A 14,481-nucleotide genomic window follows, 5' to 3' on the forward strand; every position below is an offset into this window, starting at 1 on the left:
AAAAAATTATTGGAGCTTGGAATTTGTTTCAAAATTTCGTATATTGGTATTAAAGCAAACAACAGTTTGATTGACTGTTCGTTTTTTGATTGATGATTGAAACTCCGGCTGATTACCGGAGTTTTTTATTTTATTTTGCGAACTTTGCGTAATTCTTTGCGCACTTTGCGGTTAAAATCTACCTTTGTATAAAACAACACACAACTACAAAATGAAAAATACACTTATTGCCCCTTCTGTTCTTGCAGCGGATTTTGCTAATCTACAACGCGATATCGAAATGATCAACAACAGTCAAGCTGATTGGTTTCACATCGATATAATGGATGGCGTTTTTGTCCCGAATATTTCTTTTGGAATGCCTGTTTTAGAAGCAATTTCAAAACACGCAAAAAAAACAATCGATGTACATTTAATGATTATTGATCCAGATCGTTACATTAAAACTTTTGCTGATTTAGGAGCTAATATTCTAAGCGTGCATTACGAAGCTTGCACACATTTACACAGAACACTTCAAGCAATTAAAGCAGAAGGAATGAAAGCAGGAGTTGCCATCAATCCGCATACTAATATTGATTTACTAGAAGATGTAATCAATGATATTGATTTAGTTTGCATCATGAGTGTAAATCCTGGTTTTGGAGGTCAATCGTTTATCGAAAACACGTATGATAAAGTCAAAAAGCTTAAAGCTTTAATTACACGCAAAAACGCTTCGACAATTATCGAAATTGACGGCGGTGTAACGAATAAAAATGCAAAACAACTAGTAGAAGCTGGAGCAGATGTTTTAGTAGCGGGAAGCTTTGTTTTTAAAGCCGAAAATCCAACTCTGACAATTGCCGACTTAAAAATCCTTACTACTTTTTAAATTTTAAAAGAAAAAAAGAAAAGTCCAAAATTATTTTTGGACTTTTCTTTTTTTACCCAAAGCCTACTTAGGATCAATCCAATAAGGATTTGCTTTAAGTTTCTCTACAACATACTGAATAACTTTCTGAGCTTTCAAACTATTTCCAGAGTTATCTAATGGCGGCGAAATAACAGCAATTCCAAATTTACCAGGACACACTGCCAATATACCTCCTCCAACACCACTCTTTGCCGGAAGCCCAGAATTAAACAGCCAAATTCCAGAATTATCATAAAGACCCGCAGTTGCCATTACAGGCAAGGTGTACATCACAGTCGTTTGACTAACCACCTTATTCTTTGTGATAGGATTAACACCTCCATTTGCCAATGTGGCCGCCATTGTAGCAAGATCCTTTACATTTACATTCAATGCGCATTGTTTCGTATAAATATCTGTTGCTTCTATCGGATCGAAATATATTCTATTATAAGCCAATAACAAATGTGCAATGGCTTGATTACGCAAATTATCACCAGCCTCACTTATATAAACTGGACGATTTATAGAAAGCTGTCTTCCCGCAAAATCACTCTGAATTTTCTGGATTTCTTTCCATTTTTCTATAGAATCATTACCTCTAATAAGACTTGTGGCCGCAATAGCTCCAGGATTTACAAGAGGATTAATTTTACCCCCTTTATTCATTTCTACCGCGACTATAGAATTAAATGGCAGCCCAGTCGCATTCACACCTATTTTGTCCTGCAAAAACTGAGGCCCTTCTTGTTCAATTACTTTTGCCATAGTAAATACTTTCGATATACTTTGAATTGAAACCATTGAGGTTATATCACCCTTTGTGTATACCGCTCCGTCTGCAGTAACAAGTGCAATGCCAAAAATATTGGGATCCACATTGGCTAGCTCTTTAATATAGTCTGCATTTTTTCCTTCTTTTAAATCTTTAAATTTATCAAAGGCTTCATTAAGTGTATTTTCTATATTTTTTTTATTCAGTAATGTTTGGCTATAGCCTTGGTTTATGATAGAAACGATCATTAAACCAACAAAAATCATTTGCTTCTTTATTCTAAAAAACTGCATTCTTATTTGTATTCTATATTAATTTATAACAGGACATTATTTAATTAAAAATCCTTACCGCTTTTTAAGTTTTTCAAATTCGGAAAGAAGTCAATTCCGGTCATTTTCTCTAAAGTTTCAATAGGAACTTCAAAATCATAAATTGACTTGTCGCTGTCTTCATTAGGAACCAGAAAAGCAATTGCTTTATGTTCTTTCCCTGATTTAGCTAAGACAATTTTATAAAAATATTTAGGAACAGAAACTTTCTCTGTTCCTATTTTTTTATCCGAATCTTTCAAAATTCCGCCAGTGACAACATAAATATCATTATATTTCCCCGCCCAATAACGTGTTTTTTGCTCTAATCTATTCCAAATTCCGCTGTTAAAGTCATGTTTTTGAGGAGAAATATTCGATGTATAAAAAGTGTCATTATAAGCTTCTTCACTAAATTCCATATCTCCTGCCGGGCAAAGATGACCTTTATCGTAACCCGATTTTTTATAATTTCTCCAGTCTGCAGAACCTGTAGTAACTTTAGGATCTTCTATAAAATAAGGACGTTTAAAGTCCCCATTTTTCAAATAATCTTTTTTTAATTCATACGCAACCCATTCTGCCTGCTCGAACTTTTCACTATAAGATAATGTATAATATTTGTGCTTTACAATTTGATTGGTTGTCGATGTTGGCAAATAAACTGCCGTATACAAAGAATCTGTCACATTTTGAACTGGAGCAAAAGAAGTTTGTTTCTGAATAGTTTCGTTTTCATCGGTATTTTCTTTTTTACAAGCAAATAATGTAATCCCCAATAAACCTAAAATAATATAATTCTTCATTGTAGCACAGTCGTTATTTTTAAAATAAACTTACAAAAAACGCTCCATAAATTTTAAACCTATGGAGCGTTTTTTAATAACAAATTAATTCTATCGAGAACTAAGATTTCACCAATTTATCCTTTTTCATTTTTGGAGAAACTGTATTTTTCACATAACCTTTTGGTGATTGTAAATCATCTAAAACATTCAAAGCTTCTTCAACATAAACATCTTTAGACAAAGCTTGATGCCAAACATCTCTTTTCTCTTTCAAAGCTGCATCGCTGCTCATTTCAGCTTCTTCATAAGGAAGTGATTTAAAAACTAAGTTGTTTTTATAATCAGAAATTGGTTTGTATTTTTTTCCTTCATTTTCAACTTGCTCTTGAGTTTCTTTAAAACTCTTAATATTCAAGCTGTATGTGTTTTCTTTGTTTTTAACATCAATCCATTTCGCATTATCTTCAATTAATTTAAATTGAGGACTTTGTGCAATCCTGTTTTTACTATTTTGAATTGCTTTAGTAAAGTTCTCGTTAGAAGTCCAAATGCTGTAATCAGCTGGATCAATTTTATCCCACGGCATAGCATTGTCAATATCGCGCTCTCCCATTTTCAGGTAAGCATAACGATCTGGCATAACAACATCGCTGTGAACACCTTCTAATTGTGTAGAACCTCCGTTAATTCTATAGAATTTTTGCCCTGTGATTTTCAATGCTCCTAAGTCTCCGTAATTTGCGTTACGAACAAACTGATTCAAATCAAGTACATTTTGAACTGTTCCTTTACCATAAGTTTGTTTGCTGCCAATGATAACACCACGTTTGTAATCCTGAATTGCCGCAGCCAAAATTTCAGAAGCCGATGCAGAGAAGCTGTTTACCATAATTACTAATGGTCCGTCCCACTCTATTTTTTTATCTTTATCGTATAAAACTTCTTTCTTTTTTCCTGCAGATTTTACCTGAACAATTGGCCCTTCTTCAATAAATAAACCAGCAATATCAACAACTGTAGAAAGAGATCCACCGCCATCATCACGAACGTCAAGAACGATTCCGTTTATGTTCTCTTTTTTCAATCTTTCTACTTCAAGAGCGATATCTTTTCCTGCATCACGGCCGTCTTTGTTTTCAAAATCGATATAAAATTTAGGCAGATAAATAACCCCGTATTTTAATCCGTCTTTTTCAACAATACTAGATTTTGCATAAGTTTCTTCAATTTCGACAACATCTCTGATAATCGAAATAACCTTAATACTTCCGTCGACTTTTTTAACTGTTAGTTTTACTTCAGTTCCTTTGTGTCCTTTAATTTTTTTCACAACATCATCAAGACGCATTCCAACTACATCTACCGGCTCTTCATTTCCTTGAGCTACTTTCAAGATCAAATCTCCTGCTTCAAGTTGTTTTCCTTTCCAAGCAGGTCCGCCAGAAATTAATTCATCGATTTGTGTGAAATCATTTTTCTTAGTTAATCTTGCTCCAATCCCTTCTAATTTTCCACTAATATTTACATCAAAACGATCTTTTTCTTCTGGTGCAAAATAACTTGTATGCGGATCAAAACGAGCCATAATTGAATTCAAATACACTGAAAACCAATAATCTTTATTCAAATCTTTAATAACACTAAAGTTATCATCTAAAGATTTTAATGAGCTGTCACGAGTTTCTTTCTCTAAAGCTTCAAACGTTTTTTCTTTGTAAGCTGGATCTTTTTTCTTTTTCTCTTCTTCAATTTTCTGCTTTGTAACAAGCGATGAAAGTGTAGATAACTTAATTTGTTTTCTCCATCTTTCATTAATCTCTGTTAAGTTTTTCGCATAAGGAAGATGCTCATAATCTGAATTAAAAGTCTCGTCAGTGTTATAATTAAATGGCTGTGCTAAAATCGTTTTGTAACGTTTTTTACTCTCTTCCATTCTTTTCATCAACCTCGTGTACGTCAAATTAAAAAACGTCAAATCTTTATTCAAAAACTGATCGTCAAGCATTAATTCATACTGCTTAAACCCATCAATATCTGATTGAAGAAAAAACCTTTTAGAAGGATCTAAAGCTTCGATATAATCTTTGAAAATACCTTTAGAGAATTCGTCATTAATTTCAGCCGGGCTGTAATGTCCTTTTTCAATAACAAACGCTAGTAATTCCAGAAGTGTTTTATCTCTATTTGGATCCGGATCGCCAGATTTGTCTGCATTTATTTTAAAAGCAAACAAGGTCAGAGACAAGCATAATACGGCTATAAGGATTTTATAATTTCTTTTCATAAACTTAATAATAGCATTCATCAAATTTTTTAATCTAAGTTACGGTAAAAACTATGCCAACATGCCAAGTTCACTATAATTTTTTGTTAAAGATATAAAAATGTTTGATGCGCAAAAGTCTTCCCGAATTTAGTTTACAATTTTTATTTATTTGTTAGTATTCTACCAAAATCTGTTACTACATTTGTTTTAAGAAGCTTTAATTTTGATAAATTAAAAATACAAATCACAGCATGAGTACTCAAAAACCTTTAATATTAGTAACAAACGACGACGGAATTCTTGCTCCAGGAATAAGGGCTTTGATAAGTGTAATGGAAACAATTGGCGATGTTGTTGTTGTTGCTCCAGACAAACCTCAGAGTGCCATGGGACACGCTATTACCATAAATAACACTTTATTTTTAGACAAAATTTCTAAAGATGAAGATACAATTACAGAATACAGCTGTTCTGGAACGCCTGTTGACTGTGTAAAACTGGCGGTAAATGAAATTCTAAAAAGAAAGCCAGATTTATGCGTTTCAGGAATCAATCACGGATCTAATTCGTCTATTAATGTGATTTATTCTGGAACTATGAGCGCTGCTGTTGAAGCAGGAATTGAAGGGATTCAAGCAATTGGTTTTTCTCTTTTAGATTTTGACTGGAATGCTGATTTCGAACCTGTTAAAGCTTTTGTGAAGAAAATAACTTTAGAAACTCTGGCTAACAAACTGCCAGAAGGTGTGGTTTTAAATGTAAATTTTCCAAAACTAAGTCAAAAAGAAATTAAGGGAATAAAAATCTGTCGTCAGGCGAAAGCTTTTTATTCTCAAAAATTTGACAAAAGACAAACTCCTTTTGGAAAAGATTATTACTGGCTTACGGGTAAATTTGTAAATGAAGATAAAGGCGAAGATACAGATGAATGGGCTTTAGAAAACGGATACATATCAGTTGTTCCGGTACAATTTGATTTAACCGCTCATCATTCGATGCAGCAACTTAATACTTGGAATTTAAATGAATAAAAAAGATTTTATTATTGGATTTATTATTGGGATCCTGACTTCTATTCTTGGAAGTCTTTTATTCATTAAAACCTTTACATCACTTGATCTTTCAACAGGAATTCAAACGATTAAACAGCAAGGTTATTTAGGAAAAGTAATTACTATTGGCACCACTTTAGATCTTGCGGTTTTTCTAATTCTTTTAAACAGAAACAAAGAAATAATGGCAAGAGGTGTAATTTTGGCGGTGATTGTTTTAGCAATTTCAACTCTAATTATTTAAAAACCTATCTTTGCGCAGCAATAAAAATTGGTCAACATGAAATACTACATAATAGCTGGTGAAGCTTCTGGAGATTTACACGGTTCAAATTTAATGAAAGCATTGTATGAGGAAGATCCTCAAGCCGACATTAGATTTTGGGGCGGCGACTTAATGCAAAAGGCTGGCGGAACATTAGTAAAACATTATCGCGAGTTGGCTTTTATGGGATTTGTTGAAGTTATTTTTAACCTAAAAACCATATTGAATAATATTAAAATCTGTAAAAAGGATATCTCTGAATTTCAGCCTGATGTTTTAATTTTTATTGACTACCCAGGTTTTAATATGCGTATTGCAAAATGGGCCAAAGCTCTTAACTATAAAACACATTATTATATTTCGCCGCAAATTTGGGCTTGGAAAGAAAACCGAATCAATGCCATAAAACATGATATTGATAAGATGTTTGTTATTTTACCTTTTGAAAAAAGTTTCTATGAAGACAAACATCATTTTCCTGTTGATTTTGTGGGACATCCTTTGATTGATGCCATTCAGAATCAACCTTCTTTTAATGAAATTGCGTTTAGAACAGAAAATAATTTAGGCGAAAAACCAATTATTGCCGTTTTACCAGGAAGCCGTAAACAGGAGATAACAAAAATGCTGAGTGTAATGCTGAGCGTTGTTGACGATTTTCAAGATTATGAATTTGTTATTGCTGGTGCACCGAGTCAAGATTTTGAGTTTTACCAACAGTTTATAAAAAATAAAAACATAGCTTTTGTTTCAAACAAAACATATGACTTACTTCGTTCCTCTACAGCTGCTTTAGTAACTTCGGGAACTGCTACTTTAGAAACAGCACTTTTTAAAGTTCCAGAAGTTGTTTGTTACAAAGGAAATTCTATCTCTTACCAAATTGCAAAACGCATCATTACTTTAAAATACATTTCGCTTGTTAATTTAATTATGGATCAAGAGGTTGTAACTGAATTAATTCAAGGTGAATGCAATACAAAACGCATAAAAGAAGAATTAAACAAATTACTTGAACCTTCTTATCGTACCAAATTGCTTAAAAACTATGATATTTTAGAAGAAAAACTTGGCGGAGTTGGTGCCAGTAAAAAAACAGCTAAACTTATTGTTGCTGATTTAAAAGCTTAAATTTTTTATTTTGAAAAAACTACTCATTTTCCTTCTTTTAACTGTGCTGTTTACTTCTTGTAAATCTGCCTCTACTGCTGTGAACAAAAAAGAATCGAAACGAGAAAATAGATATGTTGTAAATAATTTAATTGAAATTGCAACGGACAATATTGGTGTTAAATACAAAGCAGGAGGTACAACAAAAAGTGGTTTCGATTGCTCTGGATTAGTTTTTACAACATTCGAATCTGAACACATAAAACTTCCTAGAAGTTCTTTTGAGCAGGCTAAAATTGGAACCGTAATAAAATTTAATGATGCCCAAAAAGGTGATTTAATATTTTTTAAGACCAATAGAAGCAGACAAATTAATCATGTAGGATTAATTGTTGAAGTCAGCTCAAATGAAATAAAATTTGTACATTCTTCTACTTCAAAAGGTGTTATAATTTCATCTACCAAAGAACCATATTATCAAAATTCCTTTGTACAAATCAATCGAGTAATAGAATAACTTTTTAACCTATTTATATTCTTTTTCTTACATAAATTTAATACTTTTAAACCATGAAAGTATTAGATTTTCCTTTAGTTAAAATTACGTTATGCTTTATTTTGGGTATAATAATCTCTTATTATTGCCAGCCTTCTATCTTAACCGCTTGTACATTTCTTCTTTCTAGCACGATTTTATTTTGTCTGCTTTATTTTGCAGCAAAAAACAACAAAAAAACAAACATTTATTTTGGATTAGGCACTTATCTAATTTCATTATCTACAGGAATATGCGTGCTGATTTTTCACACTGACTCTTTTGACAAGTCGAATTATACGCACTCAAAAACTGCATTCGAAAAACCACACTTTATAACTTTTATACTTCGCGAAAAACTCAAAAGCAACAATTATAGTGATCGTTACATTGGGCTCATCAAAGAAATTGACAACAACATTTATTCAGGTAAAATAATTGTAAATATTCAAAAAGACAGCTTACGCAATCCTTTGATTATAGGAAATATAATTAGAGTAAAAGCCACTATACAGCGAACTCCTTCTAATAAAAATCCGAATCAATTTGATTATTCAAAATACTTATCAGACAAACAAATATATGCGCAATTATATTGTGAGAAGTCAGAAATCTCAGTAAGCAAAACAATCAAAAAAGACATTTGGTATTATTGCGGACGCTTGCATTCAACTATTCTAAAAAATCTTGAAAGCGCTCATTTTAATAAAGACGAAATGAATGTTGCGCTTGCATTAATACTAGGTCAGCAGCAAGAAATTTCATCAGATATAATTAAAGATTATCAATATTCTGGAGCGACACATGTTCTTTCGGTTTCTGGCTTACACGTTGGTTTTATAATGCTGTTTATTGCTTTTGTTTTAAAACCTATTCCTAATACTCGCAAAGGTTCTGCCATTAAATTAATTTCAATTTTAATATCATTAGCCGGTTTTGCGATAATTTCTGGTTTATCGCCTTCGGTGCTGCGCTCGGTTGTCATGTTTTCTTTTGTAGCAATAGGCAATCATTTGCGTCGAAGCGGAAATATTTATCATACTCTCCTAGTTTCAATTTTACTTATATTACTATTTGAACCTTATTTTTTGTTTGATGTTGGTTTTCAATTGAGTTATTTAGCGTTGCTGTTTATTGTTTGGCTTCAACCGGAACTAAAAAAAATATGGACTCCTAAAAACAAAATATCAATTTATATTTGGGATGCATTAACCGTTTCTTTTGCTGCTCAAATTGGCACTCTGCCTCTATGTCTTTATTATTTTCATCAATTTCCGGGTTTATTTTTTGTAACCAACATTGTTATTCTGCCCATATTATCTTTCATAATGATTGCTGGCATAATCGTTATGATAATTGCCATTTTTATAAGTCCGCCAATGTTTCTTGTTGAAATCTTTGAAAAAAGCATTTATCTTTTAAACCAAACAATTCATTATGTTGCATCGTTTGAATCATTTGTTTTTCAAAATATAAGCTTTAACTCCTATTATCTATTTTCTCTTTATTTTCTAATTATCAGCTGTATTATTTGGTCAAAAAACAGAACTTTTACTCATTTTACCGCGTTTGCACTATCCATAGTTTTACTGCAGTTGTCTTTAATTTATACTAAAAAAGAAATCGCAGGTCAACATGAATTAATTGTTTACAACGTAAAGAAAAGTACGTTGATAACCACGAGGGCAGGAAAAAATATTACATTTTATGCTGCAGATACTATTTTAAAACCTAATACAAGAAACTTTATACTTAATTCTTATTTAGTGGGAAATTTTGGAATATTGAGTGAACCAAAAAAAATTAAAAACACTTTGTTTTTTAATGGCAAAAAAATTCTCATTGTAGACAGCACAGGAATTTACGTTGATAAATTACAACCCGATATACTAATTCTAACACAATCTCCAAAAATAAATCTTGATCGAATTTTAGCACATCTTCATCCCAAAATCATTGTGGCTGACGCTTCAAATTCATACAAAATTCAAAAAATATGGGAGGCAAGCTGTGCTAAAAAAAATATCCCTTTTCATGCTACTGCCGAAAAGGGATTCTACAAATTAAACTAAGAAAACTTAATTAAATTCACTATTCACTTGGGTGCAAAATATTATTAGATTCAGCGATCCATGCTTTTGCACCGCCGGGCTTGTAAGCAATCTTGCCTAAAGCACTAAAAGTTGTTTTATTTTTTCTTATTGAAGCTATTGCATAGCAAACTTCAGGAAGATCTTCAACGCCAAAAGCATTTTTCAGTTTAATATTTTGCTCTTTGTCAGTAGCTGAAGCTGAAGAATCTGACAGGTCTAGTTTTACCAAAACTACATTATCTCGAGACCAAACAGCAAAATCTGGGGTTTTAAAAATTTCATTTTGTAAATTTTCTGGTACACCTGCACCAGTGAATAAAATTAACATTGGTTTTTTTTGTTCATTGCTGATTGCAATGGCATCTGTCATGTTTGTCCGCCAAGCGAGATTTTGCGCCTGCATAAAAAATGAACCTAAAAAAAATAGTAGGATAAGTAATTTTTTAGTCATAGTAGATTGGTTTTTGGTTAGTATAGCGTGACGAAATTAACATAATATTTTAATTATCCAAATTTAATAAACACAAAAAATACATTATATGTTTTTTAATCCATGTTTAAACAATAAAGCACTAATTACTGCCAAAATGAAAATCTTTTCCTTATACATAAAAAAAACTCCTTACATTACTGTAAGGAGTTTCTATTTATAGAAATCTATTTTCTCTTTTTAAGACTTTTTAGGATGAACGATTTCTTCAGCCACAGTTAACCAAGCCGATGGACCACCGGCAACATAACCTGTTTTTCCTAGACCTTTAAAATTAACTTTTCCGTCTTTAGATTCTGCGCTGGTAAAAAACACCGTAGGAAATCCTTGAATTCCAAAAGCCTGCTGCAATTCATTATTCTGATTTTTTAACTCTGGCGTTTGAGGAACACGTCTTGGATAATCAAGCTCTACCAAAACAACATTGTCTAAAGCCCATTTTTTAAATTCAGCTGTTTTCAATACTTCGTTCTGCAAACGAATGCACCATCCACACCAATCACTGCCTGTAAAGAACATCAACATTGGTTTCTTTTCTTTATTACTAACTGTAATTGCTTCTTTTACATCTGTGTACCACTTTAACTCTTGGGCTTGAGTTACAAATGCACCAATTAAAAACAATGTTATTAAGAATATCTTTTTCATGTTCTTTTATTTTTTGACAAATTTAATCAAAAAGTCAATAATAATTAACTATTTAACTTCTTGCATTAATTTTCTAATTATTGGAGAAATAGCAATCAAAATAACTCCTGCAATAAGCGAATAAATTGCCAATTGATAGTAACCCTCTGTGTAAGACTGTAATTTAGAAACTAAAGTATCTCCTGTATTTGATCTTGAGATTTCAGCTCCTAACTTTCCTGCTGCCAGTTGACCAAAAGCACTAGCTAAAAACCACAATCCCATCATCATTCCGAACAATCTTTTTGGAGACAATTTTGTAATAATCGACATTCCAATAGGCCCTAAACAAAGCTCACCGATTGTTGTTACTAAATAAGCTAAAGTAAACACGTTTAGTGATGCTATCCCTTTTGAATCAGCAAAAAATCTAGTAAGATAGAAGATATAGAAAGAGGCTGCCAGAAACAAAAATCCTATTCCAAATTTAATTAATGTATTTGGCTCTATTTTTCGTTTCCCCAACCAAATCCACAACAATCCAATAAGCGGACTTAGAACGACTACAAAAAAGGTATTTGAACTATTATTGACAACATTTGGGTCAATATTAAAAAACAACAATTTATTATTCAAGTTGTCTTTCGCAAAAAGAGATAATGAACCACCGCTTTGTTCATAAATTGAGTTAAACAAGAAATAGAAAAATACAAATAAGAAAGCTGCAAAGAGTTTCTTTTGCATTTTTACATCTCCAAGTTTAAGCAATTCATATACAAAATACAAAACCGCAACGATACCAATTGTATACATGAAATAATCTGTATAGTCAGTATTTTTAACCATTATAAAAATAAATGGTAAACTTAAAATTGATAAAGCATATACTGCTATTTCGCGAATTCGTCTTTTACCAGGCTCTAAATTCAACAATGGAGAATCTCCAATTGGTCCTAAATATTTCTTAGTAAACAAAAATGTAATCAACCCTAAAAACATTACTATTGCGGCTGACAAAAAGCATAATTGCCAAGAATAATATTTCCCTAAATAAACACATAAAGCACCTCCAAAAAGGCCTCCTACATTGATTCCGGCATAGAACATTCCGTAACCAGCATCTCTACGTCCGTCACTTTCGTGATACAATTCTCCTACCATTGATGAAACGTTTGGCTTAAAAAAACCTGTTCCAATAATAGAAAATGCAATACCATAGTAAAAGAAATCGTGAGGCGAAACAGCGATCAAAAGATTTCCAAGAATCATAACGATTCCTCCAAAAAACAATGATTTTTTAAATCCTAAAACTTTATCAGCAAAAATACCTCCAATAAAAGTAAATGCATATACAAAAGCCTGAATTGCACCATATTGTAAACTAGCGTGATCTTCTTTTAAAAAAAGCTGATCTACCATAAAAATAACAAGAACCCCCCGCATTCCGTAAAAGCAAAAACGCTCCCACATTTCGACAAAAAACAAGTACCACAATTGCTTTGGATAATTGCCTTTAAAATTTTGAATTTCCTCTAAAGTAATCTTCTGTTCCATTTATTTATAATTAATTGATTCCTCTTTCTTTCATCACCTTGTTAAGCTGTTTTACTAAAGCAAACATCAGCACAGTCGCAAACATCAGCAACGCAAAATTAACCCAAAAAAAGTTGACTTTATTATCATAGGTATCCCACATACTCGCCAAAACGCCGCTTAGCTTATTTCCTATTGAAGTTGATAAAAACCAACCTCCCATCATCAATGAAGTAATATTAACTGGACTTAATTTAGAAACTACAGATAATCCCATAGGACTTAAAAACAATTCTCCAATTGTGATTATTCCGTAATTTGCCACTAACCACCAAACACTGACTTTCTCTGTTCCATTACCGCCAATTTTTACCGCTGCTATCATAACCAAAACAGACAAGGCCGAAATTAACAATCCAAAAGCAATTTTAGTAGGTGTTGAAGGCTCTTTTTTTCTTGCTCTTAAAAAAGAAAAGAATGCCACAACCAAAGGTGTTAATATAATTACCCAGCCCGGATTAATAGACTGGCTTAAGTTTGTAGCCCAAAGATGCACTTTACCGCCTTCAGCAGGTAATTTTTCTGGAGCGACATTTCTAAAATACAAAGGATAATTCTCTTCTTTTTGAACAACTCCATTTACCTTTTGTAAACGAAACTGGTCATCATAAAGCTCTGTTGATTCTTTTTTATACTCTACTTCTTTTGCTAATTTGATTTTACCAACAACCTGACCAGCTGTTCCGGTTACTTCTCGATCTGTATAACGATCTGCCCAAGTAGTAAGTGCTGAACCATTAAGTTTAAAAACACCCCAAAATAAAATCACTACTCCAAAAATAGCTAATAAAGCTCCTATTGAACGTTTGTCTTCTGCTTTAGCTCTAACATAAAGTGATCCATAAAACAAAACGATTGGAATACAAGCAAAAATAAAGGCATCTGTACTGTCTGAACCAAAGATCGAACTATTCAAATTAGTTTCTGATGCAACTCCTTTTATCAACCAGCCTATTGCACCAAAAACAAATGACGGCAATAAAATAAAAAGGATGATTTTATAAAATGGCATATCACCTTCCTGCACACCTTTTTTCTGATCGTGTCCTACGTAATGTTTAGTTCCTAATAAAAACACAATTACACCTATAAACATTCCAACTCCTGCAGCCATAAAAGCCCAATGCCAACCTAAAAGAATCTGCAAAGCAGCACCAAAGAAATTACAAATAAAAGCCCCAACATTAATTCCCATATAGAAAATATTGTAGCCTTCGTCCTTTTTATCTTTATATTCTTCATTGGTATAAAAACTTCCTAACAATGTAGAAATATTGGGTTTGAAAAAACCATTCCCAATAATCACCAAAGTCATCGCTATGTAGAGTACTGTAATATCATGCACTCCCATTAAGAAATAACCAATACCCATTAAAATACCGCCAAAAACAATCGACTTTTTATAGCCTAAATATCTATCAGCAACTAAGCCTCCAATAAAAGGAGTAAGAAAAACTAATGCAATAAAGGTTCCGTACAAATCAGAAGCTTCTTTTTCGGTCATGGCAAAACCACTCTCTACATCTTTAAGATATAAAGTAAAAATTCCAATCATTAAATAATAGCCGAAACGTTCCCACATTTCAGATAAAAACAAATAAGGCAATGCTTTTGGGTGCTTATTCCACATACTTACAAACTCTTTAAAATTAAAATTACCTACAAGCCTAAACCTGTAGGT

The 14,481-nt window shown here is 32.3% G+C and carries 13 protein-coding genes; 6 read left to right on the forward strand and 7 right to left on the reverse strand.

All coding sequences use genetic code 11. From position 1 onward, the window contains the following. Positions 1–211: 211 nt before the first annotated feature. On the forward strand, positions 212–874 hold the full coding sequence (gene rpe / locus ACHRVL_RS01105; RefSeq protein ID WP_395409675.1) for a ribulose-phosphate 3-epimerase: 663 nt from the start codon (positions 212–214) through the stop codon (positions 872–874). A 63-nt stretch (positions 875–937) separates the two neighbouring features. Here rpe and glsA read toward each other — a convergent pair whose 3' ends face one another. The 3 genes from glsA to ACHRVL_RS01120 all read right to left on the reverse strand — a co-directional run bounded on the left by glsA (position 938) and on the right by ACHRVL_RS01120 (position 5,074). Further along, positions 938–1,963: a glutaminase A gene (gene glsA / locus ACHRVL_RS01110; RefSeq protein ID WP_395409677.1), complete on the reverse strand. Its 1,026-nt coding sequence runs from the start codon at positions 1,961–1,963 to the stop codon at positions 938–940. A 44-nt stretch (positions 1,964–2,007) separates the two neighbouring features. Further along, positions 2,008–2,787 (reverse strand): DNA/RNA non-specific endonuclease, encoded by a 780-nt coding sequence (locus ACHRVL_RS01115; protein WP_395409678.1) that lies wholly within the window; start codon positions 2,785–2,787, stop codon positions 2,008–2,010. A gap of 100 nt (positions 2,788–2,887) precedes the next feature. Beyond that, positions 2,888–5,074 (reverse strand): carboxy terminal-processing peptidase, encoded by a 2,187-nt coding sequence (locus ACHRVL_RS01120; protein ID WP_395409680.1) that lies wholly within the window; start codon positions 5,072–5,074, stop codon positions 2,888–2,890. A gap of 212 nt (positions 5,075–5,286) precedes the next feature. On the opposite strand from ACHRVL_RS01120, the gene surE reads away from it, so the two are divergent. Genes surE through ACHRVL_RS01145 form a run of 5 tightly spaced genes read left to right on the forward strand, consistent with a single transcriptional unit; the run spans position 5,287 to position 10,069 of the window. Then, positions 5,287–6,066, forward strand: a complete 780-nt coding sequence (surE, locus tag ACHRVL_RS01125) for a 5'/3'-nucleotidase SurE (RefSeq protein ID WP_129023911.1) — start codon at positions 5,287–5,289, stop codon at positions 6,064–6,066. Then, on the forward strand, positions 6,059–6,331 hold the full coding sequence (locus tag ACHRVL_RS01130) for a hypothetical protein (RefSeq protein WP_395409682.1): 273 nt from the start codon (positions 6,059–6,061) through the stop codon (positions 6,329–6,331). The genes surE and ACHRVL_RS01130 overlap by 8 nt, the downstream gene beginning before the upstream one ends. A 36-nt stretch (positions 6,332–6,367) precedes the next feature. Beyond that, positions 6,368–7,483: a lipid-A-disaccharide synthase gene (gene lpxB / locus ACHRVL_RS01135; protein WP_395409685.1), complete on the forward strand. Its 1,116-nt coding sequence runs from the start codon at positions 6,368–6,370 to the stop codon at positions 7,481–7,483. Between the two features lie 10 nt (positions 7,484–7,493). Further along, a complete protein-coding gene (locus tag ACHRVL_RS01140; protein ID WP_395409686.1) occupies positions 7,494–7,979 on the forward strand; it encodes a C40 family peptidase in 486 nt (161 codons plus the stop codon). 53 nt (positions 7,980–8,032) lie between these two features. Then, positions 8,033–10,069, forward strand: coding sequence for a ComEC/Rec2 family competence protein (locus ACHRVL_RS01145; RefSeq protein WP_395409688.1), 2,037 nt, complete (start codon positions 8,033–8,035; stop codon positions 10,067–10,069). Positions 10,070–10,088: 19 nt separating this feature from the next. On the opposite strand, the gene ACHRVL_RS01150 is transcribed toward ACHRVL_RS01145, so the two are convergent. From ACHRVL_RS01150 to ACHRVL_RS01165, 4 genes are all read right to left on the reverse strand, one after another. Next, positions 10,089–10,541, reverse strand: coding sequence for a hypothetical protein (locus ACHRVL_RS01150; protein WP_089052517.1), 453 nt, complete (start codon positions 10,539–10,541; stop codon positions 10,089–10,091). Between the two features lie 219 nt (positions 10,542–10,760). Beyond that, complete coding sequence (locus ACHRVL_RS01155; protein WP_395409691.1) at positions 10,761–11,228, reverse strand: thioredoxin family protein; 468 nt, start codon at positions 11,226–11,228, stop codon at positions 10,761–10,763. A gap of 48 nt (positions 11,229–11,276) precedes the next feature. After that, entirely contained in the window at positions 11,277–12,761 is a 1,485-nt protein-coding gene (locus ACHRVL_RS01160) for a peptide MFS transporter (protein ID WP_395409692.1), read from the reverse strand. A gap of 10 nt (positions 12,762–12,771) precedes the next feature. Then, on the reverse strand, positions 12,772–14,430 hold the full coding sequence (locus ACHRVL_RS01165) for a peptide MFS transporter (RefSeq protein WP_395409694.1): 1,659 nt from the start codon (positions 14,428–14,430) through the stop codon (positions 12,772–12,774). Positions 14,431–14,481 lie beyond the last annotated feature (51 nt).

The organism is Flavobacterium sp. FlaQc-28 (assembly GCF_044007415.1).
In the GTDB taxonomy this organism is placed as follows: domain Bacteria; phylum Bacteroidota; class Bacteroidia; order Flavobacteriales; family Flavobacteriaceae; genus Flavobacterium.

Coding starts and splice junctions, on each gene's coding strand:
- rpe (WP_395409675.1), top strand. CDS start 212: ATGAAAAATACACTTATTGCCCCTTCTGTTCTTGCAGCGGATTTTGCT.
- glsA (WP_395409677.1), bottom strand. CDS start 1,963: ATGCAGTTTTTTAGAATAAAGAAGCAAATGATTTTTGTTGGTTTAATG.
- ACHRVL_RS01115 (WP_395409678.1), bottom strand. CDS start 2,787: ATGAAGAATTATATTATTTTAGGTTTATTGGGGATTACATTATTTGCT.
- ACHRVL_RS01120 (WP_395409680.1), bottom strand. CDS start 5,074: ATGAATGCTATTATTAAGTTTATGAAAAGAAATTATAAAATCCTTATA.
- surE (WP_129023911.1), top strand. CDS start 5,287: ATGAGTACTCAAAAACCTTTAATATTAGTAACAAACGACGACGGAATT.
- ACHRVL_RS01130 (WP_395409682.1), top strand. CDS start 6,059: ATGAATAAAAAAGATTTTATTATTGGATTTATTATTGGGATCCTGACT.
- lpxB (WP_395409685.1), top strand. CDS start 6,368: ATGAAATACTACATAATAGCTGGTGAAGCTTCTGGAGATTTACACGGT.
- ACHRVL_RS01145 (WP_395409688.1), top strand. CDS start 8,033: ATGAAAGTATTAGATTTTCCTTTAGTTAAAATTACGTTATGCTTTATT.
- ACHRVL_RS01150 (WP_089052517.1), bottom strand. CDS start 10,541: ATGACTAAAAAATTACTTATCCTACTATTTTTTTTAGGTTCATTTTTT.
- ACHRVL_RS01155 (WP_395409691.1), bottom strand. CDS start 11,228: ATGAAAAAGATATTCTTAATAACATTGTTTTTAATTGGTGCATTTGTA.
- ACHRVL_RS01160 (WP_395409692.1), bottom strand. CDS start 12,761: ATGGAACAGAAGATTACTTTAGAGGAAATTCAAAATTTTAAAGGCAAT.
- ACHRVL_RS01165 (WP_395409694.1), bottom strand. CDS start 14,430: ATGTGGAATAAGCACCCAAAAGCATTGCCTTATTTGTTTTTATCTGAA.